Raw genomic sequence first — 21,150 nt, forward strand, 5'->3', positions numbered from 1 at the left:
GTCTGTCATCCATGTCCCCTGCCCGCAGATTCGCGGTCGGGATGGCGGTGGCGGCTGTCGCGGTGTTCGCGACGGCCGTGCCGGCATCCGCCCATGATTCGCTCGTCCACAGCACGCCCGAAGCCGACGAGAGTCTGGCCACGGCGCCCGAGAGCATCACCCTGACGTACTCGGGCGAGCTGCTCGTGCTGGGCGATTCCACCCAGGGCGCGGTCGTGCTCGTGATCGACGAGAGCGGTCGCGATTGGGCGACCGGCGACGTGGAGGTCTCGGGTAGCACCGTCACCGCCGCGGTCGAGCCCGGAATGCCCGATGCCGGGTACCAGGTGCGCTGGCAGGTGGTCTCGGAGGACGGGCATCCGATCTCGGGCATCGTCCCGTTCACGATCGGCGACGCCGAACCGATGACGGCGACGCAGGCACCGACGGATGCCGATGCTCCCTCGTACGTTCCGGACGCCTCGGATCAGTCCGCTGATGAGACCGACGGCGGCCTGCGGTTGCTGCTCGTCGGCGGCGCGGGCGCGGCGATCGCCGTCGTCGCCCTCGTCCTGTATCGAATCCTCCGCCGTCCGAAGACGGCACCCGCCGCGTCCGCCGAGGGCGACGCCGCGGAAGAGAAGTGAAAGGCATTTCCATGAACACCCCTACGAAGAACCTGTCCCGTCTGACCGCGCTCGTCGCCGTGTCGCTGCTCGCCCTCACGGGATGCGCCGCTGCCGAGACGCCCACAGAGGCGGCCCCCGCGGGCGAGACCGTCACCATCGAAGACGCCTGGGTCAAGGCCACCGACGAGGACATGTCGGCGGCCTTCGGCACGCTGACCAACAGCGGCACGGATGCCGCCACGATCGTGTCGGCCGAGACCGACGCCGCCGGCATGGTCGAACTGCACGAGACCGTCGAGAACGAGGCCGGCGAGATGGTCATGCGCGAGATCGAGGGCGGGTTCTCGATCCCCGCCGGCGGTTCGCTGGAGCTCGTTCCCGGCGCCGACCACATCATGCTGATGGGGCTCACGGGCGCCCTCAGCGCGGGCGACGAGGTCACCGTCACCCTCACGTTCTCGGACGACTCGACGTACGCCTTCACCGCTCCGGTGAAGGACTACTCGGGCGCCAACGAGAACTACGAGGGCGACGAGGGCGACGACCACGAGGGCATGGAGCACTGATGCCCCCGCGCACCGAGGGTGCGCGCTCCGATCGCTCCGGGTCGACCCGGCGGCAGTTCCTCCTCGGAGGGGCTGTCGCCGGTGTCGGCGCGGTCGCGGCGATCGGGGTCGACTACGCCCTGAACCGGCAGGACGCCGGCACCGCAGCCCCCGCTTCGACGCCGATGAACGGCGAGGAGACCGTGCCGTTCCACGGCACGCATCAGGCCGGGATCGACACCGCCGCGCAAGCGCACGGACTGTTCCTCGCCCTCGACCTGCTCGACACGACGGATCGCGACGGCCTCACCCGGCTGCTGCGCATCCTCACCGATGACGCCGCCCGCCTCACGCAGGGGAAAGCGGCGCTCGCGGACTCCGAACCGGAGCTCGCCGCTGCGCCCGCACGCCTGACCGTCACGTTCGGGTTCGGCCCGGGCCTCGTCGCACGCGCGGCGGGCGTGGCGCCGGAGTGGCTCGCTCCCCTGCCGGCGTTCTCGATCGATCGCCTGCAGCCGGAGTTCTCCGACGGCGACCTGCTGCTGCAGATCGCCGCCGACGATCCGCTCACGGTCGCGCACGCGGCGCGGATGCTGTTGAAGGACGCCCGCAGCTTCGCGTCGCTGCGCTGGAGCCAGCAGGGCTTCCGCCGCGCGTACGGCACCGAGCGCCCGGGCACGACGATGCGCAACCTGTTCGGCCAGGTCGACGGCACCGCCAACCCCGAACCGGGAACGACCGAGTTCGACTCCGTCGTGTGGGTCGAGGACGGATGGATGGCCGGCGGCACCGGTATGGTCGTGCGCCGTACGCGGATGGACCTCGACAAATGGGATCGTCTGGATCGCAGCGGGCGCGAGGCATCCGTCGGTCGCACACTGGCGAACGGCGCACCGCTCACCGGCACGCAGGAGTTCGACGAACCGGACTTCGACGCGACCACGGCGGTCGGTTTTCCCGTGATCCCCCCGTTCGCGCACATGCGCCGCGCCCGCGGCGACGACGGCGAGAAGATCTTCCGTCGCGCCTACAACTACGACGAGCGTCCGGCAGGCGCGAGCGTGTCGGAGTCCGGCCTGATCTTCGTGTCGTTTCAGGCCGATATCGATCGGCAGTTCACGCCGATGCAGCAACGGCTCGCCGACCTCGATCTGCTCAACGAGTGGACGACGCCGATCGGCTCGGCCGTGTTCGCGATCCCGCCCGGATGCCGCGAGGGCGGCTTCATCGGCGAGACGCTGCTGGGCGGCTCGTCGTGACGGTCACGGAGGCCGCGCCGCCGGCCGCCTCGCGACCGGGCCGCGCGAAGAAGCCCCGGTGGTTCGGAGCCCTGATGCTGCGGTTGCACTTCTTCGCCGGCATCCTGGTGGGGCCGTTCATCCTGGTGGCGGCGCTGAGCGGTGCACTCTACGCGCTCACGCCGACGCTCGAGCAGGTCGTCTACGCGCACGAGCTGCACGCGCCGGCATCGTCGACGTCGCTCACCCTCGCCGAGCAGATCGGGATCGCCGAGGAGCACGTCGGTAAGGAGGCGACGTTGTCGGCGGTGCGCCCTGCGCCCGAGCCGGGTGACACCTCGCGCATCCTGTTCGCGCAGGACGGGCTCGCCGCGAGCGAGTCCCGCGCCGTGTTCATCGACCCCGGCACGGGCGAGATCCGCGGAGACCTCACCGTCTACGGCACGAGTGGGGCGCTGCCGCTGCGCACCTGGATCGACAACCTGCACCGCAACCTGCAGCTCGGCGAGATCGGCCGGTACTACAGCGAGCTCGCGGCATCGTGGCTGGGGATCGTCGTCGTGGCGGGCCTCGCGCTGTGGATCATCCGCATCCGCAAGGCGCGCGCGAAGCGCGATCTGCTGCGGCCGAACCCGACGCACACCGGGTATCGGCGGGTCTTCGGCTGGCACGCGTCTCTCGGGGTCTGGGTCGTGCTCGGGGCGCTGTTCCTCTCGGCCACCGGCATCACCTGGTCGCAATTCGCCGGCGCGAACGTCTCGAGCCTGCGCGCCTCGCTCGACTGGGGCACGCCGCAGCTCACGACCGCGCTCGACGGAGCGGATGCCCCGGTCGACGAGCACGCCGGGCACCACGGGGCGGTGTCCGCTCCGACCGGTGCGGCGAATCCCGCCACCTTCGATGCGGTGCTCGCGATCGCGCAGCGCACCAACGTCGACACCGGGCTCGTGGAGATCAGCCCTCCCCCCGCGCCAGGCTCGGCGTGGGTCGTGCGCGGGATCAAGACGAGCTACCCGACCGAGGTCGACTCGGTCGCGATCGACGGCACGACGATGCAGGTCGTCGATCGGATCGACTTCGCCGAGTTCTCACTACCGGCGAAGCTCGCGCGGTGGGGCATCGACCTGCACATGGGAGTGATGTTCGGTCTCGCGAACCAGATCGTGCTGTTCGTGATCGCCCTGGCGATCGCCGGGATGGTCGTGCTCGGGTACGTGATGTGGTGGAAGCGGCGACCGCCGCGGTCGGCACGGAGGTTCGGGGGCTCGCCACCGCCGCGCGGGGTGCTGCGCGACGCCCCGTGGTGGGGGCTGGCGGCCGTCGCGGCGGTCGGCGCGGTCATCGGGTTGTTGCTCCCGTTGGTCGGCTGGACCCTCGTGGGGTTCGTGCTGATCGACGTCGTCGCGGGACTCCTCTCGCGACGTTCGGCGTAACCGCGGCATCCGCGCTTCGGGATCCCGGGGAACGGCGGCCGCGTAGGTTGGGGGAATGGATGCTTCCGATCTGCGCGGCCGCACGATCCTCGTCACCGGAGCGAACGCCGGCATCGGCTACTGGTGCGTCGAGCAGCTCGCGACCCGCGGGGCGCGGGTACTGCTCGGATGCCGCTCCGCCGAGCGAGCGGCGACGGCGGTCGACGCCGTTCGCACCCGGGTGGCGGACGCCGATCTGCGCGTGCTGCCCCTCGACCTCGGATCGCTCGAGAGCGTTGCGCAGGCGGCATCCGGCATCGGCGAAACGCTCGACGCCGTGATCTGCAACGCCGGCGTGAAGGCGGCGACACCCGATGCCCGCACCGCCGACGGGCTCGACCTCATGGTCGGCACGAACTTCCTCGGGCACTTCGCCCTGATCGCACAGCTTGGCCGAGCACTCGCGCCCGACGCCCGGGTCGTGGCGGTCGGCTCACTCGCGCACCGTTTCGCGCAGCTCGATCCCGCGCGCATCACCGCTTCCTGGCGCGGATCGTCACTGCGTCAGTACGGCCGCTCGAAAGCGGCGCTCATGGCGTTCGCGTTCGAACTCGACCGCCGGTGGTCGGGATCCGGGCGCTCGGCGCTCTGCGCGCATCCGGGCTACGCGGTGGACCCGCTCACGCCCGAACGGCCCGGTCTCGCCGCCGGCTCCCGCCTCGTGCGGGCGCTGGCTCGTCCGACGCGCGCGCTCGTGCAGGGGAAGGACGCCGGCGCTCTGCCGATCGTGCACGCGTCGACGGCGACGGATGCCGCGGGCGGCGAATACTGGGGGCCGGGTGGGCTGCTCGAGTTCCGGGGAGCGCCGAAGCGAGTCGCCGCCTCGGATGCCGTGCGCTCACCCGAGACCGGGGCGGCGCTGTGGTCGGCCGTCGAGGCGGCGACCGGGGTCGTCTTCCCGGCCTGAACGATCAGCCGGCGGGCGGGATCAGCCGGCGAGCTCCGGGATGACGACGTTGACGGAGTACGACGACCCTTCGACCTCGGAGATCGTGACGGTCGCGGCGTACTGATCGCCGCCCTGGATCGCGGTGCACTCGAGGCTGTAGCCGTTGGACACCTCGTGCGATCCGCCCGGGCAGAGCACGCTCGGGCTCGGGAGCACGCCCGCGTCGGTCAGCGCCCGCGCAGCGGTGACGCCGATCTCCTCGGCGGTCAGCGTCAGGGTTCCACCGGTGTCGGTCGCGGGGCTCTCGCTCGGTTCGGGCGCGGGAGCGTTGTTCGGGGCATCCGCGACCTGCACCGAAACCGTGACGTTCGTGCCGTCGACCTTCGTGAGGGTGACGTCGGCGTCGAACTCGGCACCGCTGGCCGGATCTGTGAGAAGGCACGGCACGACCGAGTCCTCCTTCAGGGGAATGCTGTCGTCGCCGCAGTCGATCTCGGGGCGCTGGCCGATCTCGGCCTCGAGCGCGTCCTCCGCGAGCGTCGCGATGTCGTCGGGCGACGCGGTGGCGGATGCCGAGAAGGTGCAGCCCGTGAGCGCCGTGGCGAGAAGGCCGGCAGCGGCGGCGAGAATGGCCAGTCGAGAAGTGCGCATGGAAGTGTCCCCCGTATCGATGTCCCGGCCAGAGTATCGGCACGCCAGGTGGACGTCGCGTTCCCGCGCCCGGCGCCCCGGCATCCGTTCGATACTCGCCGAGCCACCCCTCAACGACCGAGCGACCCCTTTCCGCACCGCCCGCAGAGGGGTGGCTCGCGCAGAAAGGGGTGGCTCGGCGAGAGGTGGCTCGGCGACGGCGCGGCGAAGGTCAGACGGCCGGGGCCGGCTCCTCCTCCTCCGCGCGCGGGGTCACCCTTACGCGCGCGATTCGGCGGCGGTCGAGCTCGGCGACCTGGATCGTCGCGCCCGACACCTCGACCGTGTCGCCGACGGCGGCGAGGCGTCCGAGCTGTTCGGTGATGAACCCGGCGATCGTGTCGGACGAACCGCGGGGCAGCTCGAGACCGGTCGCCTCCTCGAAGTCCTGCAGGTTCAGACGGCCGTCGATCGCTCCGCCCGGGAGATCCATCTCGGCGGTGTCGTACTCGTCGAAGATCTCGCCGACGACCTCCTCGACCAGGTCTTCGAGCGTGACGAGCCCGTCGGTGCCGCCGTACTCGTCGACGACGACCGCGATGTGGTGCCCGTCGGCGCGCATTCGCGTGAGGGTCGGCAGCACGCGGGCGGTCGACGGGATGTACGGGATGTCACGCAGCAGCGTCTGCACGGGACGCGACGGATCGTCGCCCGCCGCCTCGAACAGGTCGCGCACGTGCACGAAGCCGATGATGTCGTCGATCGACTTGTCGGCGACGGGGTAGCGCGAGAACGGCAGATCGCGCACCTGGGCCATCGCCTCGGCGGCCGTCGCGGTCTCGTCGAGCGCGACGACCTCGGGGCGGGGCCGCATGACCTCGCTGATCTGACGTCCGCGCAGCGAGAGCACGTCGTCGAGGATGCGGCGCTCGTCATCGGGGAGGCCCTGATGCGAGGCGACGATGTCGCGCACCTCCTCGTCACTGAGTTCTTCACCGGTCTTGTTCGGATCTCCGCCGAGCAGACGCACGAGCGCGTTCGTCGACACCGACAGCAGCCAGATCACCGGCCGCATGACGATCGCGAAGCCGTTGAGCGCGGGCGCCACGGCGTACGCGAACTGCGCATTGCGCTGGATCGCGAGGCGCTTGGGCACGAGCTCGCCGAGCACGAGCGACAGGTAGGCGATCACGAGCGTCAGCACGATCGTCGCGATCGTGAGAGAGATCGCCGGATCCAGACCCCACGACTCGAACAGCGGCGCGACGGACGGCGCGATCGAGGTCGCTCCGTAGGCCGCCGATGCGAAGCCGGCCACCGTCACGCCGATCTGCACCGCGGAGAGGAAGGTGTTGGGGTTGCGGGCCAGAGCCGCGACCTTCGCCCCGCGCTTGCCGCGCAGGCCGATCGCGTTGATCTGGCTCTCGCGCAGCGTGACGAGCGCCATCTCCGTCGCTGCGAAGACACCGCCGATCAGGACGAACGCGAAGACCAGGGCGATGTTCCAGAGCAGGTCGCCCATCAGCGGGTCACCTGCTCGGTGCGGGGGTGCGCGCCCGGGGTGAACCGGGCGCTCGTACTGTCAGAGTCCGAAGAGTCAGAACAGTGGGCGTTCAAGGAGATCTCCTTATTTGTCGGTGTTCTCGGTGGCGGAGGCGACGGCCGCGGGATCGCGGCGCGTCTTGAGGAGACTGGCGACGGTGGCGACTGCGATGGTCGCACCGATGAAGAGCAGCGAGAACCAGATCGGGATCTCGGGCGCCCAGAGCACGGGCTCGCCGCCGTTGATGAAGGGCAGCTCGTTGACGTGCAGGGCGTGGAAGACGAGCTTCACGCCGATGAAGGCGAGGATGACCGCGAGACCCTGCGCCAGGTAGACGAGACGCTCGAGCAGGCCGCCGATGAGGAAGTACAGCTGGCGCAGACCCATGAGCGCGAAGGCGTTGGCGGTGAAGACGATGTACGCCTGGTCGGTGAGCCCGTAGATCGCGGGGATCGAGTCGACGGCGAACACGAGGTCGATGAAGCCGATCGCGATGATCGTGAGCAGCATCGGGGTGACGAAGCGCTTGCCGTTCTTGACGACCGTGAGCTTGTCGCCGTTGTACTCGTCGCTGACCGGCAGGTGGCGGCGCACGAACGTCATGAACCGACCGTTGGCGGGGTTGCTCTCATGGTTGCTGAACGCCTGACGGTAGGCGAGCACGAGCAGCAGCGCACCGAAGAGGTAGAAGATCCACGAGAAGTTCTCGATGAGCGTCGCGCCGACGGCGATGAAGATGCCGCGCAGGATCAGGGCGATCACGATGCCGATCATCAGCACCTTCTGCTGGTACTTCTTCGGCACGGCGAACCCGGTCATCACGATGAGGAAGACGAACAGGTTGTCGATCGACAGCGCCTTCTCGGTCAGGTACCCGGCGAAGTACTCACCGCCGTAGGTCCATCCCGACACGACGCCGATGCCGACGCCGAAGAGCAGCGCGAGGCTGATGTAGAAGATCGACCAGCGGGCGGACTCGCCGATCGACGGTTCGTGAGGTGTGCGCACGTGCGCGAAGAACTCGTACACGAAGAACGCGATCGTCACGGCGATCGTGATGATCCAGATCAGGGGGGTGACATCCATGAGGACTCCAGACTCGGCGTATGCGGCAGCAGCGCCAAAGTCTTCTCCATTCCTTCGATCAGGAACCGGCGGCCCGGGATGCGAACGCATCCGTAATGACGAAACCACCGTGGCGGAGTACTCCCCTTGGTGAGATCAGTCTAGAGCATGCGGACGGATGCTTTCTGACGAGGTTCCCTGAGACGCCAGTACGCTCGTCTGGCATGGAGTTCTTCCCACTCATCGAACGCTTCGTGTCTGCGCACTTTCCTCGGGCGGACGTCGTCGTCCTCGCCGGGAGCACCTCGCGATCGCAGCGGACTCCGACGAGCGACATCGACCTCCTGATCCTCGGCGATCATCTCTTCGACGACGGCCGCGAAAGCCTCGCCGCGACCTATCGGTTCGAGGGCGAGGTCTTCGAGGTGTTCGCCTACACGTCCGCGGGTTACGAGACCTGGGCGACGAGAGGTCTGGAGCAACACCGACCGGTGATCGTGCAGATGCTTCTCGACGGTGTGACCGTGCGGGGAGACGAGGAGCGTGCCGGTTACCGACGCGCATGGGAGCCTCGATACGCCGAGGGGCCCATACTCACCTCCGCGGAACACGACCGCCGCCGGTACGTGATCACGGACATCCTCGACGACTTCGTCGATGCGACCGATCCCCTGGAACTGCACGTGCTCGCGTCCGCGCTCTTCGAGCGGACGGCGGAACTCGTCCTCCTGACGAATCACCGATGGATCGGTGCAGGGAAGTACCTTCCTCGGCGTCTTCGGGAGTTCGATCCCGAGCGCGCCGAGCGCCTGAGCGCTCCTCTTCTCACGAACGACCACGCCGCGTTCGCCGGTCGCGTCCGCGAAGAACTCGAGCGCGCGGGCGGTCGCGTGCAGGCGGGGTACTCCCGCTGACCTGCGACCGCGGAATTTCCGCGTACTTCTTCGTGTTAGTTGAAATGTCAATCAACCGAAAGAAGCACCATGCTGATCGCCTACTGGATCGTCGCCGGCATCCTCGCCCTCGCCTATGTCGCCGCCGGAGGGATGAAGGTCGTGCAACCGCGCGAAAAGCTCGCCGCCGCCGGCCTCGCCTGGGCACCCGACTTCCCCGCGTGGTCGGTGAAGGCCATCGGCGCATGAGCCTGACACCTGCGGCCGGCGCGTGGCGCGCGGCATCCGTCTCGACCGCCGGCGCGGCACCCGATGACACGCGCATGGACACCGTCGAACTGCTCGTGCGCGATCTCGACGCCATGACCGCGTACTACCAGCAGGCCGTCACGCTCGACGTGCTCGACCAGTCCGGAGCCACGGCCACCCTCGGCCGAGGCACGCAGAAGATCATGAGACTCCGCCAGGAGAAGGACCTGCCGAACGCGAACCCGCGCGGCGCAGGGCTCTATCACACGGCGATCCTGTTCCAGGATCAGCACCAGCTCGCGGCATCCCTCCTGTCGATGGCCGAGCGCGTTCCGCAGACGTTCACCGGCTCGGCCGACCACCTCGTCAGCGAGGCGTTCTACTTCACCGACCCCGAGGGCAACGGCCTCGAGCTCTACCACGACCGTCCGCGCGACGAGTGGACGATCCTGCCCGACGGCGGGGTGCAGATGGCCTCGCTCGCCCTCGACCCGAACGCGTTCCTGCAGCAGTGGCTGACGACGGATGCCTCGACGTCGGGAGACACGGCTGCGATCGGTCACGTGCACCTGCAGGTGGGAGACATCCCCTCGGCGAAGGCGTTCTACGCCGGAGTGCTGGGGTTCGATGTGACGGCCGATCTCGGCAGCGCCCTGTTCGTCTCGGCGGGCGGCTACCACCACCACATCGGCATGAACACCTGGCAGAGTGCCGGCGCCGGCCCGCGGGCCGCCTCGCTCGGCCTCGGCGATGTGCGCATCGTGGTGCCCACCCGCGACGACGTCGAGGCGCTCGCCGACCGCATCCGCTCGCACGGCGTCGACGGCGCCGACGATGGACACGCGCTACGCCTCGCCGACCCGTGGGGCACGCGCCTGGTCATCACGCCGGACGCCGCCTGACGGCATCCACACAAAGAAGAAGGGGCGCGGGCGGCACACACTCCACCCGCGCCCCTGGTCTCATCGGGCTACCGCGTCACGTACGACAGGCTGTCGAAGCGGAGCAGGTCGCCCGAGGTCTTCACGATCTTGATCGTGTGATCCCCCTTCTTCACGTCGTCGAGCGTGAAGAGCACCTGCTGCGTGAGGCGGGTGTCGCTGTGCAGGTCGACCGTGTCGACGAGGTTGCCGTCGAGGTAGATCTCGGCGGTGCCCTGATCGGGTCCGGTCGCGCCGGTCAACGTCAGCTTCTTGCCGCTGAACGTGAACGAGACCGCCGCTCCGTCGTCGGCCGTGGCGTGCACGTCGTCGCGGTGGTCGCCGCGGAACCTCAGCTCGAGCCCGGTGTCGCCATCCGGCAGCGCCGCGAGGAACCCGCTCGCGAAGGTGATCTCGTCACCCGCGATCGTGTAGTCCGTGCCGTCGGTGAGCGGCGTGCCGTCGCGCGAGATGCTCTGCAGCTCGCTCGGGTCGCGCAGCAGCGTGACGACGGCATCCGCCGGGGTCGCCCGGTCGAAAGCGAGGTGGTCGACGTCGATCACGCCCTCCTGCACGATGTCGAGGCGGTCGTTCAGCATGAACTGGCCCGACTTCTTCACGACGCGCAGAGTGTGCGAACCGTTCGGAAGATCGCGCACGCTGTAGACCTGCTGCTGCACCCCGCGGCCGTCGGCCTGGAAGGTGTCGACCGTGTCGACGAGCACGCCGTCGAGGTAGATCTCGGCCTCCCCCTGCGAGGAGTGCGTCTCGGTGAACCAGTCGATCCCGGTGCCGACGAACGAGTACTCGAACGCCGACCCGTTGGCCTCGCTGTAGTGCACGTCGTCCTGGTAGTCGCCCATGCCGCGTCCACCGCTCTGACTCCACGTACCGCTGTAGACGATGCCGGGGTCGTTGTTGTTGATCGTGCGCACGTTCGACGGGCCGGGCTCGGGAGCCGTGCCGCCCTGCGACGAGTCGAACGACGAGACCGTCAGGGCCTGGGCGCGGGCGGGCACCTCGGCGCCGCCGTTGCGCGTCCATGCGCCCTCGTAGGTGAGCCGTGCGTCGTCGTCGTTGAGGGTGAGCGTGCTGTTCTTCGCCGGCGTGAAGGTGAACAGGCGGGTGCCGTGCACGGGCACGTCGGTCGCGACGAACTCGCCGGTCGCCTTGCCCAGGTTCTTCTTCTTCCAGAGGTCGCGCACCTTGACCTCGCCCTCGACGCCGAGGTCGGCGAGCGAGACCGTGATGTCGGCGTCCGTGCGTCCGAGGTTGAAGACCGCGACCGTGACGGAGCCGTCGGGGTTGGTCGAGAACCACGTCTGGCGCGACGAGCCGGTCGAGACGGGGTGCGCGGGGCGCCCGGCCTGGTTGACCGCGATGACCTCGTCGTTGGTGAGCAGCTCGAGACCGTAGGCGTCGAGGTTCGTCATGTCGTTGCCGAGGTACATCGGCACCGACGACACGGCCCAGAACGTGGCCGCGGTGCGGCGCTCGTCCTTGGTGAGGCCGTCCATCTTGCCGTTGCCGACGTTCAGCGAGTCGAAGTCGTTCCAGCCCGAGTTCGGCCCCGCGTGCCGCCACCACTCGGCGGCCTTCGGGAAGAGCCGGGCGATGTTGTCCCACGTGGTGAGAGCTTCGTTCTCGCAGTAGCACTCGACATCCCAGTCGATGCGCCAGCCGTCGGCGTGCTCCTTCCAGTAGTCGGCGTAGCGGATGTCGAGCGCCCAGGAGAGCTCGAACCAGATGTTGTTGCGCTTCAGCGCCTGCGACCACGCGGCGACGTCGTCGCGGGCATCGAGCGAGAGGTCGCCGACGCCGGAGCCGGGGGTCACGCTGTCGAACTTGACGAAGTCGATGCCCCACTCGCCGAGCATGTCGGCGATCGAGTCGATGTAGGCCTGGCCGCAGGGGGTGGAGAAGTCGATGCGGTGGCCGATGCCCCAGTAGTCGGCCTGCTGCAGCGGCCGCTTGACGACGTCGGCGGTCGTGCACTCGGGGGCGCCGTAGACGGGGTACGCGGCTTCGTAGACCGATTCGGAGATGCCGGGGATGAAGTAGAGGCCGATCTTCTGGCCGTTGCCGTGCACGTGATCGATCACGGCCTGCAGGCCGTTCGGGTACAGCGTCTCGCTCGGGATCGGGCGGCCGTACTCGTCGTTGCTGCCGTTCCAGCCGGCGTCGATGTTGATGTACTCGTAGCCGTGGCTCTGCAGCTTCTCGTGCATGGCGTCGGACTGCGCGATGATCTGGTCGGCGCTGATCCAGGCCTGCCCGTTGCCCGCGTAGACCTGCATGCTGTAGCTGCTCCAGCCCATGTAGGGCTTGTCCGCGAGGGACTCCTCGTCGGTGTTCGTCGCGGCGACGACGCTCGTCGCTAGTGCCGCCGTGACCGGGGTCGCAGAGACCTCGGTGGCGGATGCTGCGGATGCCGTGGCGGCACCTGCTCCGAGCACGAGTGCGCCGACGGCGAAGCACGCCGCCCATCGCAACCGTGTTGTCGAACGGATGGTGTCGAACATGATTTCCTCTCGGTGGTTTCGACGGTGAAACCCCAGGCGCTCCGTCGCGTTGTCCCCAGGAAAGAACCGGACCCGACGGCCCGGCCAATTACTTGACACCGGTAATTAATCATGAATACGCTGAGACCGCAAGCAAACATCCGAGGTTTTGACAGGAAGATCGATGTCGCTCTCCGCAGCAGAAAACCCCTCGTCCGCCGCCGGAAATCTCCGGCTCTCGTGGGCTGCCCCGGCGACCCGATGGGAGGAAGCGGCCCCGCTCGGCAACGGGCGGATCGGCGCGATGGCCTTCGGCGGCGCCGACGCGCGCTACGCCCTCAACGACTCCACTCTGTGGTCGGGGACGCCCGACGGACCCGCCCACGCGCTGCGAGACGTGATCGCCGCGGGCGCGGGCCCCGCACGCCTGGCCGAGGTGCGCGCGGCGCTCGACGCCGACGACGTGCGCCGCGCCGAAGACCTCCTCATGGCGTTCGAGGGACCTTACTCGCAGGAGTACCTGCCGCTCGGCGACCTGCACGTACGGATCACGGATGCACAGCCGGACGACCCCGCGCGCATCCTCGACCTCGACGACGCCGTGCTCCTCGAGACGCTGCGCATTCCCGGCGGCACGCTGCGCCGCCGGTCGTGGGTCTCGGCGCCCGCGCAGGTGCTCGTGATCGAGATCGAGGCCGACGCCGAGTTCACGGCATCCGTCGCGCTGACCACTCCCCTGCACACCGATGGCCTCGTCGTCCGCGACGGCGGGATGACGCTCGGCGTCGTGGCCCCCATCGATGGAGCGCCTCTGCACGAAGGACCGCTGCAGACGCCGCTGCGGTACGCCGACGACGAGGGCTACGACGCCTTCGCCGCGGCATCCGTCGCGTGGCGCACCGACGGCCGTGTCGAAGTGACCGCCGACGGTGTCGCCGTCCACGGCGCCCGGCGCCTGCTGATCTTCCTCTCCTCCTCGTCTCGCGCCGCGTCGTGGTGGGCCGGCGCGAGCGAGGAGGAGTGGCGGAACGTCTCGCGCGAGACGATCCGGAACCGCGCGGCGGAACAGGCGGATGCCGCCGCTCGCCGCGAGGCATCCGCGCTGTTCGACGAGCACGTCGCCGACCGGCGAAAGCTGACGCGCGCGCGGTTCGCGATCGGCGGGCGGCGCGCGGGCACCTGGGACGTCGAGCGCGACCTGCTGCGCGGCGACGACCTCACCCTCAAGACGACCGTGATCGCCGAGTTCGGCGCGTATCTGCTCGCCTCCTGCTCGCGCGCGGGCAGCCCGGCCGCGAACCTGCAGGGGATCTGGAACGCGGAGCTGCGCCCGGCCTGGTCGTCGAACTACACGATCAACATCAACACCGAGATGAACTACTGGGCGGCTCCCGTGCTCGGCCTCGACGACTCCTTCGAGCCGCTGCTCGCGCTCGTCGAGAAGCTCGCCGAGAACGGCGCCGACGTCGCCCGCGAACTCTACGGCGCGCGTGGCTGGGTCGCCCACCACAACAGCGACGTGTGGGGCTGGGCGCTGCCGGTCGGCGACGGTCACGGCGCCCCGAGCTGGGCGATCTGGATGATGGGCGGCGTCTGGCTGACCCACAACCTCTGGGACGCCTACGAGTTCGGTGGCGACCGCGACCTTCTGCGCGCCCGCATCTGGCCCGTGCTGCGCGGCGCCGTCGAGTTCACTCTCGACTGGCTCGTGCCCGACGCCGACGGACGCCTGCGCACGTCCCCCTCCACCTCCCCGGAGAACTCGTTCTTCGCCTCGGACGGCGAGGGCACCGCGATCGGCCTGACGTCGGCATCCGATCTGCTGCTCGTGCAGGGCCTGCTCGAACGCGCCCTCCAGGCGATCGACGCCCTCGACCTCGACGACCCGACGCTCGCGGCCGAGATCACGAGCGCGCTCGGCGCCCTCGCCCCGGTCGGCATCCGTGCCGACGGGCGCATCAGCGAGTGGTCGGCCGACGTGGTCGAGGTCGAACCGCTGCACCGACACCTCACCCCCGTGCTCGGCATGTATCCGCTCGAGGTGACGACGCGCGAACGCACCCCCGAGTTGTTCGATGCCGGCATCCGCCTGCTCGACGCGCGCGGCCCCGGAGCGATGGGGTGGTCGTGGGCGTGGAAGATCGCGCTCCGCGCCCGCATCGGCGACGGCGAGACCGCCGCTTCGCTGCTCGACGAGGCGCTCACGCCGTTCGACGGCGATGCCACGCGTCACGGCCCGGTCGACGGCTCGGAGTGGGGCGGACTGCTGCCGAACCTCTTCAGCACGCATCCGCCGTTCCAGATCGACGCGAACCTCGGCTTCCCGGCCGCGATCGCCGAGATGTTCGTGCAGAGCCACGGCGGCGTCGTGCGCCTGCTGCCCGCGCTGCCGGCCGCGTGGACGACGGGCGAGGTGCAGGGCATCGGCGTGCGCACCGGCCTCGTCGCCGACGTCGCGTGGTCGGAGGGGCACCTCACCGGGGCGATCCTGCACAACCGCCTCGCCGAGGACCGCACGGTCGACGTCGAGCACGACGGGCACCGCGTGACGCTGACCGTGCCCGCGGGCGGCACTCTCTCGGTGCCGGTCGGCGCCGATGCTCTGAGCGGAGCTGTCGATGCGCGGTGAGTTCGTGACGGTGGACACCCCGACCACGCAGACCGAGCCCGCCGACTTCGACGCCTTCTGGGCCGAGACGCTCGACGAGACGCGACAGCATCCCCTCGGCGTGACGATCGAACCGCATCCGACCCGCTTGACCGCGATCGACGTGTTCGAGGTGACGTTCGCCGGATTCGGCGGCACGCAGATCCGCGCCTGGCTGCGCGCGCCGCACGGCGCCACCGCCCCGCTCCCCGGGCTCGTGCAGTTCTTCGGATACGGCAACGGCCGCGGCCATGCCCTGCGCGACCTGCGCTGGGCCGCCGCGGGCTACGCGCACCTCGTGGTCGACGCCCGCGGGCAGGGCCACGGCGACACCGACGACGACCACCCCGACGGCGGCCCCTCTGCCGGCGGGTTCCTCACCCGCGGCCTGCGCTCGCCGCACGAGTACTACTACCGTCGTGTCTACGCCGACGCGGTGCGGGCGGTCGAGGCCCTCCGCTCGCTCGACCTGATCGACGCATCGCGTGTGGGCGTCGTCGGCGCCAGTCAGGGCGGCGGGATCGCGCTCGCCATGGCCGGGCTCGTGCCCGACCTCGCCGTCGCGATCATCCAGGCTCCCTTCCTCAGCGAACTGAATCGCGCCGCCGACCTGAGCAACGAGGCTCCGTACGCCCTGCTGACCCAGTACTTCGCCGACCGCCGGCTCGATCGGGCGGCGGCCCTCGACACCCTCCGCTACTTCGACGCGGTGAACCACGCGAAGCGCGCGAACGCTCCGGCGATCCTGAGCACCGGGCTGCGCGACGGGGTCACGCCCCCGGCATCCGTGCTCCCCGCCTTCACGGCTTACGGGGGCGAGAAGCACGTCGTTCTCTGGCCCGACAACGGCCACGAGGCCGGCGGCGACCTCGACGAGGAGAACGCCCTCGAGTTCGCCGCCGCCCGTCTGCGCCCGTGATTCGCTACGGTTGCCGATAACGAACGAGGAATTGATGGACCACGACACGTCGACGCGCACCACCCTCATCCGATCCGCATCGGATGCCGGATCGAAGGTGTTCGCGACCATCCTCACGCGCAGCCCGATCAGCCGTATCGAGATCGCCCGGCACACCGGCCTCTCGCAGGCCGCGGTCACGAAGGCCGTGTCGCCGCTGGTCGCAGCGGGGCTCGTCGATGCACCGCCCGCCGAGCACCGCGACGGCAATCCCGGGCGACCCGTCGCCCCGGTGTCGATCGTGCCCGGAGCGATGATCATGCTGGGTGTGAAGGTGAACGTCGACGAGGTCATCGCGGTCGCCACCGACCTCACGACCACGGTGCTCGCCTCCGAGCACCGTGCGCTCGCGGCCCACGACCCGGATGCCGTGCTCGAGGCCATCGTCGAGGTCACCGCCTCTCTCGAGAGCGAGCTCGGGCCGCGGTCCGCCGCGATCGCCGGGCTCGGCGTCTCTATCTCGGGCGACGTCGACAGCCGCCACGGCATCGTGCGCGAGTCGGCCATCATGGGCTGGACCGACGAGGACTTCGCCGCGCGGCTGCGCGACCGGATCGGCCGGCCGGTGACCCTCGAGAACGACGTGCACGCGCTCACCGTCGGCGAGCACTGGTTCGGCATCGGCCTGGGCACGGCCTCGTTCGCGATCGTCACGATCGGCCGCGGCATCGGAAGCGGACTGCACGTGAACGGCCAGGTCGTCAGCGGCGCCTACGGGGTCGCCGGCGAGATCGGGCACCTGCCCCTCGCCGATCCCCGACGCGTATGCCCGTGCGGGCGCAACGGCTGCGTCGAGGCCGTGGCCGCGACCCCCGCCATCGAAGCGGCCGTCTCGGCCGCACACGGTCGGATCATCGGCATCGACGAGGCCGTGCGCCTCGCCCACGACGGAGACCCCGCTGCCGAGGCGGCGTTCCGGGAGGCGGCCGAGATCGTCGGCACCGCCATCGCCACGCTCGTGAACCTCACCGGCCCCGAACTCGTCATCATCGGGGGCGAGGGCGTGTCGAACTTCGACCTCTTCGACGAGACGCTGCGCAGCGCCTTCGAGGCACACGCCTTCGGCGCCGCGGCGCGTTGTCGCATCGTCGCACGCCCGCACACCTTCGAGGACTGGGCCCGTGGCGCCGCCGCGGCCGCGATCCAATCCCTCGTGCGCTGAGCTCGGTTCCGCGGAGCGGGGCCACTCGACAGGCGGAGGGACCCAGTCCCTCTCGCTGAGGGTCAAACCGTCGCAACCACTCACCCCACGCAGAACTGCCCGGCGGAAGCATCCGCCGGGCAGTCCTTCACCTCACTCGCTCACAGTGCGTCGTAGAGCTCCTGCTGCAGTTTGAGGTAGCGGTCGACGCCCAGGCCGTTCAGGTCGTCGATGTACGACTGCCATGCGCCGTCGTCGTTGATGTCGCGCTGCCCCGTGACGAACTCCGCCTGCGCCTGCGTGATGTAGGTCGCGATGTTCGTCTGCAACTCGGCGATCTCCGCCGAGGTGTCGGGGTTCGGCCACAGCTTCTCCGACGGGAAGACGAGGCTCTCGTCGGGAGCGAACGGCTCGTAGAGGTTCGTGGCCTCGAGCAGACGACGCTCGTACCCGTCGGGCGCGTAGATGTCCTCCGGCACGACCTGCGAGTTGCGGAACTCGAGCGAGTCCCAATACTGAGCCATCGAGCGCCAGGCGGAGTTCGAGGTCTCGTCGTACGTGAGCGGCTTGAAGGTCGGCTCGAGCTCGGGGTCGAGAGCGACATCGCCCGCCTCGGCCGGAACCCAGGCTTCGCCCTCGGGGCCCATGGCGCCGAGCTTGTCACCCTCATCGGTCACGAGGTAGTCGATCGCCTTGATCGCCTGGATGCGCTCCTCTTCGCTCGACTTGTTCGTGAGCGCGAACATGCCCAGCGAGCTGATCGGCGAACGGTAGGTCGCGTACTGCGTGCCGTCCGGGCCCTTCACCGGCGGCACCGCGTCGTAGTGCGTGTCGCGCCCGTCGGGCGAATCCTGCGTGACGATCTCGTACGGGTGCAGCACCGCCGCGGCACCGAGGATCTCAGCCTCGGCGTTGTCGCCCAGCGCGCGCAGCGACTCGCCGTTCTGGGTGAACGACGCCGTGTCGATGAGCCCCTCGTCCGCGAGCGACGAGATGTACTTCAGGCCTTCGCGCCATCCGTCGGTGGTCGCCGAGAGCGTCACCTGGTCGCCGTCGAGCACCATCGGCGGCGGGCTCGTGGGCGAGCCGTACGGGGCGTAGGTGAAGGCGTTCATGAAGTAGTTGATGACCGGTTCGCCCGACGATGCGCTGAGCGCGACCTCGTCGGCCTTGCCGTTGCCGTTCGGGTCGTCGTTCTTGAACGCGCGCAGCATCTCGCGCAGTTCCTCGGTGTCGGTCGGCTGGTCGAGACCCAGCTTGTCGAGCCAGGTGGAGTTGACCCACAGCTTCGACGGGTAGCTGCAGTGGAAGCACTCGGTCCACTGGGTGATCGCGTAGATGTGCCCGTCGGGCGCGGTGACCGACTGCTTCCAGTCGGGCTTCTCGTCGAAGCGCTCCTTGAGGTTCGGTGCGTACTCGTCGATGAGGTCTTCGAGGGGCACGAGCACGCCCTGCTGCCCGTACTTGAGCACCTCGCTGCGAGAGAAGGCGTCGACCCACGGCACGAGGAAGTACGCGTCGGGGTAGTCGCCGCTGGCGAGCGACACCTGGCGCTTCTCTCCGGCGACGCTGCCGTCGTAGGTGGTGGTCTGCCAGTCGAAGTCGATGTCGAACTTCTCCTCGAGCAGCTTCGTGAACGCGTTGTCCTTGAGCGAGCCGTTGTCGCCCTGCGGGCCGAACGCGACGAGCTTGCCGTTGTCGTCGCTGGGCGACGTGCATGCCGCCAGCGCTCCTGCGGCGAGAGCGAGGGCGCCTACGGCCGCCGCTCCTCGGATGATGCTGTGTCTCATTGCCGGAATCTCCTTTGCCCGGGTAATGGGGGTGTGTGGTGGTGGGTCTGTGAGAGGGGTCAGCCCTTGACGGCGCCGACCATGATCCCCTTGTTGAAGTACTTCGCGACGAACGGGTAGGCGACGAGCATCGGGATGGTCGCGATGACGACGGTCGAGTACCGCATGAGGTCGGCGAGTTCACGGCGCCGCAGCTGCTCGGCGACGTCTCCGCCCCCGCCCGAGTCGTTGAGGATCAGGAGTCCCCTCAGCACGAGCTGCAGGGGTTGCAGGTCGGCGTTGCGCAGGTAGAGCAGGGCGTCGAAGTACGAGTTCCACTGCATGATCGCGTACATCAGGGCGATGACGGCGAGCAGGGGCTTCGCGAGCGGCACGACGATGGTCCAGAGGATGCGCAGTTCGGATGCCCCGTCGAGCTGTGCCGCCTCGTACACCTCGTCAGGCACGGCCGAGCGGAAGTACACGATCGCGATGATCACCTGCCAGACGCCGATCGCATTGGGCAGCAGCATCGACCAGCGGGTGTCGAGGAGGCCGAGGGACTGCACGACGAGGTACATCGGGATGACGCCACCGCTGAAGAGCATCGTGAATACGACGCCACCGGTGATGACCTTGCGTCCGAAGAGCTGGGTCCGCGAGAGCGGGTAGGCGACGGCGACCGTGCCGAGCACGCTGATGAGCGTGCCGACGACGGTGTAGAAGATCGAGTTGCCGAATCCACGGAGGATCGCGGGGTTGCCGAGCGCCTCTTCGTAGCCGCGGAGCGTGAAGTCGACGGGCCAGAACAGCACGCGGCCCGCCGAGACGGCCTGGGGGCTCGAGACCGAGCTCGCGAGGATGTTCAGCAGCGGCAGCAGCACGACGAGCAGGAAGACCGTGAGCAGGATGTAAGCCGCGGCGATGAACACTCGGTCGGTCTTGGTCTCCTTGACCTTGACGCCGCGGGTGAGCGGGTCGCGCTTCGGCCGGCGCTTCTTGTTCTTCGCGACGACGACCTCTTCGGTCAGGAGCGCCTCGGTGTTGATCGTGGTCACCACAGTCCGTTTCCCGTCACTCGCTTCGACACCGTGTTCACCACGAGCAGCAGCACGAGGCTGATCACGGCGTTGAAGAGCCCGATCGTCGCCCCGAGACTGAAGTTCGCGTTGAGGATGCCCGTTTTGTACACATAGGTCGGGATGATCTCGGATGTCGAGAGGTTGAGGGCGTTCTGCAGCAGGAACGCCTTCTCGAACCCGATCGCCATGATGTTGCCGACGCCGAGGATGAGGATGATGGATGCCGTGGGCAGCAGCGCCGGGATGTCGACGTTCCAGATCTTCTGGAGCCTGCTCGCGCCGTCGATCTTGGCGGCCTCGTAGAGCGAGGTGTCGACCGACGCGAGGGCGGCGAGGTAGATGACGGCCGAGTATCCGGTCGTGGTCCAGATGTCGGTGGCGACGTAGATGTGCCGGAAGAAGTCGGCGCTGGCGAGCAGATCGACCTGCCCCGCGCCGAAGAAGCTGAACGTGCGCCCGAGGAGTCCGACGCGCGGCGAGAGCAGCAGGATCGTCATCGACACCACGACCACCGTCGAGATGAAGTACGGCGCGTAGGTGACCATCTGCACGGTGCGCTTGAAGAAGCGCAGTCGCACCTCGTTGAGCGCGAGGGCGAGGATGATCGGCAGCGGGAAGCTGGCGAGCAGGGTGTACGCGGCGAGGATGAACGTGTTGCCGACCAGGCGCGGGAAGACGGGGTTGCGGAAGAGGTTCGCGAAGTTGTCGAAGCCCACCCACGGGCTGCCCCAGACGCCGTCGATCGGGTTGTAGTTCTTGAACGCGATGACCGCGTTGGCCATCGGGATGTAGCGGAACACGATGAACCAGATGATGGGGATCAGCAGCAGGAGGTACAGCTGCCAGTAGCGGCGCAGGCTGCGACGGAACCGGGACTGCCGTTTCCGTCGTTCCACGGGTGCCGCCGCTGTCGCGGTGGGGAGGTCTTGCTCGACACTGAGCGTCATGTCTGCCTTCTCGGGAGAATTACTTTACGTCGTAATATAAACACCGCCGAGGC

The 21,150-nt window shown here is 69.0% G+C and carries 18 protein-coding genes; 11 read left to right on the forward strand and 7 right to left on the reverse strand.

The genetic code is table 11. The features are described from left to right. The first annotated feature begins 11 nt into the window (after nt 1-11). The 5 genes from ACI2JZ_RS11530 to ACI2JZ_RS11550 are packed head-to-tail and all read left to right on the forward strand — an operon-like array spanning nt 12 to nt 4,770. Nucleotides 12-626, forward strand: coding sequence for a copper resistance protein CopC (locus ACI2JZ_RS11530; RefSeq protein ID WP_404597580.1), 615 nt, complete (start codon nt 12-14; stop codon nt 624-626). Between the two features lie 11 nt (nt 627-637). Then, a complete protein-coding gene (locus tag ACI2JZ_RS11535) occupies nt 638-1,174 on the forward strand; it encodes a copper chaperone PCu(A)C (RefSeq protein ID WP_404597581.1) in 537 nt (178 codons plus the stop codon). Beyond that, complete coding sequence (locus ACI2JZ_RS11540) at nt 1,174-2,412, forward strand: Dyp-type peroxidase (RefSeq protein ID WP_336640928.1); 1,239 nt, start codon at nt 1,174-1,176, stop codon at nt 2,410-2,412. The genes ACI2JZ_RS11535 and ACI2JZ_RS11540 overlap by 1 nt, the downstream gene beginning before the upstream one ends. Continuing rightward, entirely contained in the window at nt 2,361-3,824 is a 1,464-nt protein-coding gene (locus ACI2JZ_RS11545) for a PepSY-associated TM helix domain-containing protein (protein WP_404598120.1), read from the forward strand. The genes ACI2JZ_RS11540 and ACI2JZ_RS11545 overlap by 52 nt, the downstream gene beginning before the upstream one ends. 55 nt (nt 3,825-3,879) lie before the next feature. Beyond that, nucleotides 3,880-4,770: an SDR family NAD(P)-dependent oxidoreductase gene (locus tag ACI2JZ_RS11550; protein ID WP_404597582.1), complete on the forward strand. Its 891-nt coding sequence runs from the start codon at nt 3,880-3,882 to the stop codon at nt 4,768-4,770. Between the two features lie 21 nt (nt 4,771-4,791). On the opposite strand, the gene ACI2JZ_RS11555 is transcribed toward ACI2JZ_RS11550, so the two are convergent. The 3 genes from ACI2JZ_RS11555 to ACI2JZ_RS11565 form a co-directional block, all read right to left on the reverse strand. Further along, a complete protein-coding gene (locus ACI2JZ_RS11555) occupies nt 4,792-5,403 on the reverse strand; it encodes a DUF4333 domain-containing protein (RefSeq protein ID WP_336640930.1) in 612 nt (203 codons plus the stop codon). A gap of 211 nt (nt 5,404-5,614) precedes the next feature. Continuing rightward, nucleotides 5,615-6,904 carry a hemolysin family protein gene (locus tag ACI2JZ_RS11560; protein ID WP_404597583.1) on the reverse strand — a complete coding sequence of 430 codons (1,290 nt, stop codon included), beginning with the start codon at nt 6,902-6,904 and terminating at the stop codon, nt 5,615-5,617. Nucleotides 6,905-7,009: 105 nt separating this feature from the next. Beyond that, nucleotides 7,010-8,011, reverse strand: coding sequence for a TerC family protein (locus ACI2JZ_RS11565; protein WP_404597584.1), 1,002 nt, complete (start codon nt 8,009-8,011; stop codon nt 7,010-7,012). Nucleotides 8,012-8,031: 20 nt separating this feature from the next. Between ACI2JZ_RS11565 and ACI2JZ_RS11570 the strand changes: the two genes are divergently transcribed. From ACI2JZ_RS11570 to ACI2JZ_RS11580, 3 genes are all read left to right on the forward strand, one after another. Beyond that, nucleotides 8,032-8,904 (forward strand): nucleotidyltransferase domain-containing protein, encoded by an 873-nt coding sequence (locus ACI2JZ_RS11570; protein ID WP_404597585.1) that lies wholly within the window; start codon nt 8,032-8,034, stop codon nt 8,902-8,904. Nucleotides 8,905-8,973: 69 nt separating this feature from the next. Continuing rightward, on the forward strand, nt 8,974-9,132 hold the full coding sequence (locus tag ACI2JZ_RS11575; protein WP_404597587.1) for a DoxX family protein: 159 nt from the start codon (nt 8,974-8,976) through the stop codon (nt 9,130-9,132). Beyond that, nucleotides 9,129-10,034: a VOC family protein gene (locus ACI2JZ_RS11580; RefSeq protein ID WP_404597589.1), complete on the forward strand. Its 906-nt coding sequence runs from the start codon at nt 9,129-9,131 to the stop codon at nt 10,032-10,034. Before ACI2JZ_RS11575 ends, ACI2JZ_RS11580 begins: the two co-directional genes overlap by 4 nt. Nucleotides 10,035-10,102: 68 nt before the next feature. On the opposite strand, the gene ACI2JZ_RS11585 is transcribed toward ACI2JZ_RS11580, so the two are convergent. Beyond that, nucleotides 10,103-12,574, reverse strand: coding sequence for a X2-like carbohydrate binding domain-containing protein (locus ACI2JZ_RS11585; protein ID WP_404597591.1), 2,472 nt, complete (start codon nt 12,572-12,574; stop codon nt 10,103-10,105). 163 nt (nt 12,575-12,737) lie between these two features. Between ACI2JZ_RS11585 and ACI2JZ_RS11590 the strand changes: the two genes are divergently transcribed. The 3 genes from ACI2JZ_RS11590 to ACI2JZ_RS11600 are packed head-to-tail and all read left to right on the forward strand — an operon-like array spanning nt 12,738 to nt 17,320. Then, nucleotides 12,738-15,182, forward strand: a complete 2,445-nt coding sequence (locus ACI2JZ_RS11590) for a glycosyl hydrolase family 95 catalytic domain-containing protein (protein ID WP_404597592.1) — start codon at nt 12,738-12,740, stop codon at nt 15,180-15,182. Next, nucleotides 15,172-16,119 carry an acetylxylan esterase gene (locus ACI2JZ_RS11595; protein ID WP_404597593.1) on the forward strand — a complete coding sequence of 316 codons (948 nt, stop codon included), beginning with the start codon at nt 15,172-15,174 and terminating at the stop codon, nt 16,117-16,119. The genes ACI2JZ_RS11590 and ACI2JZ_RS11595 overlap by 11 nt, the downstream gene beginning before the upstream one ends. 34 nt (nt 16,120-16,153) lie before the next feature. Then, nucleotides 16,154-17,320 (forward strand): ROK family transcriptional regulator, encoded by a 1,167-nt coding sequence (locus ACI2JZ_RS11600; protein ID WP_247955634.1) that lies wholly within the window; start codon nt 16,154-16,156, stop codon nt 17,318-17,320. Between the two features lie 140 nt (nt 17,321-17,460). Here the strand turns inward: ACI2JZ_RS11600 and ACI2JZ_RS11605 are convergent, their stop codons facing one another. The 3 genes from ACI2JZ_RS11605 to ACI2JZ_RS11615 are packed head-to-tail and all read right to left on the reverse strand — an operon-like array spanning nt 17,461 to nt 21,097. Further along, on the reverse strand, nt 17,461-19,089 hold the full coding sequence (locus tag ACI2JZ_RS11605; RefSeq protein ID WP_404597596.1) for an extracellular solute-binding protein: 1,629 nt from the start codon (nt 19,087-19,089) through the stop codon (nt 17,461-17,463). A gap of 59 nt (nt 19,090-19,148) precedes the next feature. Then, nucleotides 19,149-20,126 (reverse strand): carbohydrate ABC transporter permease, encoded by a 978-nt coding sequence (locus ACI2JZ_RS11610; RefSeq protein ID WP_247632850.1) that lies wholly within the window; start codon nt 20,124-20,126, stop codon nt 19,149-19,151. Next, complete coding sequence (locus tag ACI2JZ_RS11615; RefSeq protein ID WP_336640938.1) at nt 20,123-21,097, reverse strand: ABC transporter permease subunit; 975 nt, start codon at nt 21,095-21,097, stop codon at nt 20,123-20,125. Before ACI2JZ_RS11615 ends, ACI2JZ_RS11610 begins: the two co-directional genes overlap by 4 nt. Nucleotides 21,098-21,150 lie beyond the last annotated feature (53 nt).

It is taken from the genome of Microbacterium sp. NPDC087868 (genome assembly GCF_044900755.1).
GTDB classification, from domain to species: domain Bacteria; phylum Actinomycetota; class Actinomycetes; order Actinomycetales; family Microbacteriaceae; genus Microbacterium; species Microbacterium galbinum.